1 protein-coding gene is annotated in these 1,500 nt (G+C 64.6%); it reads left to right on the top strand.

Going from position 1 to position 1,500, the window contains the following annotated elements:
* Positions 1 to 298: 298 nt before the first annotated feature.
* Positions 299 to 1,135: an IS5 family transposase gene (locus tag FF096_RS26160; protein WP_309223935.1), complete on the top strand. Its 837-nt coding sequence runs from the start codon at positions 299 to 301 to the stop codon at positions 1,133 to 1,135.
* Positions 1,136 to 1,500 lie beyond the last annotated feature (365 nt).

Genomic DNA, 1,500 nt, shown 5'->3' with positions numbered 1-1,500 from the left:
GGGCCGGACATCTCATACCGCCGAGGTTGAGGCGCGAATCGGCCATTACCGGCCCGAAGACGAAACAAACGTCCAGTAACTGGGCGTTTTGATCACTCGCACTACGTATTGCTGCTTTCGTGGGCCTGACCGGCGGGGCGTCGGCAGAGTCGAATGATCACCACTGGGACCAGGTTCGCCTGATTGATGCCGATGCAGGATGCCCTGCTTTGATCCACAGATCGTGTCTGGTTCACAAAGTTCGGGAATCGTCGGACCCGGGCGCGGTCCATTCCGTAGTCCACAGTAGGCATAGCGTGTGGCCGAGCGACCCGCCTACCCTTCCGACCTGTCCGACGCCCGCTGGGCGCTGATTGCACCACGCCTTGCCGCCTGGCGTCAGGCCCGCACCGACGCCGGTGTCGGCGGACGTACCGCCACCCACGACCTGCGGGAGATCTTCAACGCCATCCTCTACGACAACCGCACCGGCATCGCCTGGCGCTACCTGCCCCATGACTTCCCACCGTGGCAGACCGTCTACGGCTACTTCACCGCCTGGACAGGCGACGGCATCTTCACCCAGCTCAACTACCAGCTCACCGGACTGGCCCGCGCCAAGGCTGGACGGGCTGCGCAGCCATCCGCCGGCGTCATCGACACCCAGAGCGTGAAAACGTCCACCAACGCACCCCTGCCCACCCAGGGCATCGACGCCGGCAAGAAGATCGTCGGACGCAAACGCGGCATCGTCACCGATACCCTCGGCCTGCTCCTCGCGGTCATCGTCACTGCCGCCAGCGCCAGCGACAACACCATCGGCATCGACCTGCTGGAACAAGCCAAAGCCACCCACCCGGCCCTGGCCAAGACCTGGGTCGACGCCGGCTTCAAGAACAAGGTCATCGAACACGGCGCCAGCCTCGGCATCGACGTCGAGGTCGTCACCAAGGACCCGCAGATCCGAGGGTTCTCGGTGGTCAAACGCCGATGGGTCGTCGAACGCACCCTCGGCTGGCTCATGCTCCACCGCCGCCTGGCCCGCGACTACGAAGCCCTACCAGACCACTCCGCCAGCATGATCCGCATCGCGATGATCGACAACCTCACCAAGCGGATCACCAGCGAAACCACTCCAACCTGGCGAGACACCTGAAGATCACATCACTCGCAAAATACGTGAATCAGACGCCCTTTTAGTGATCCCCAGGTTCTCGGCCCGGTGGTGGCCGGCGCGCTCTGCTCCCCGCGCACGCGGGTAATCCCGTGGCCGAAGCCGCGTGGGCGGCAGCATGCGCTGCTCCCCTCGCTTGCCGCGGTCGTGCCGTTGTCCGTTACCTTGCCCACGTGACTATCGAAGTCCCCTACCGCGCGCTTCCCCTCAACCAGTCGGACGTCCGGTACGTCCACGGCCCGGATTCGGGCGTACAGCAGGGTGTACCCCCAGGGCTATTGCGTTGTCGGGTAGCTGCTGGTCACGGCGGTGATTAGGTCGTGTGATCGGCGGTTGGCTTGGCGGGT

Source organism: Micromonospora sp. CP22 (assembly GCF_009712475.1).
GTDB lineage: Bacteria > Actinomycetota > Actinomycetes > Mycobacteriales > Micromonosporaceae > Micromonospora.
Note: the sequence above shows the minus strand (reverse complement) of the source record. Positions and strands in the feature narration are given on the sequence as shown.